The 227-nt window shown below is 73.6% G+C and carries 1 protein-coding gene; it reads left to right on the forward strand.

Annotated features, from left to right (window positions below):
- Positions 1-227 (forward strand): hypothetical protein (locus tag AC0L3B_RS40550; protein WP_473383767.1); only part of this gene is annotated, 227 nt, incomplete at both ends.

The following is a 227-nucleotide window of genomic DNA, read 5'->3' on the forward strand; positions in this document are numbered from 1 at the left end:
GCGACCGAAGCCGAGCCCGAGGGCACCGACCGCGATCTCATCGACAAGCTGGAAGCGATGGTCGAGCAGGGCATGGCCGCCATGGCGGCCGGCGCTGCTGCTGCCGTTGCCGAAGCGCCGCCGCTGGTGCCGGACGCGCCTGTCGCCGTCGAAGCCGCGCCGACCTCCGGCGTGCTGGCCGACCAGAGCCTGGAGCGTCCGCTGCGTCCGGGCGAAGTCTCGCTCGA

The sequence above is a fragment of the Bradyrhizobium sp. Kon56 genome (assembly GCF_055807635.1).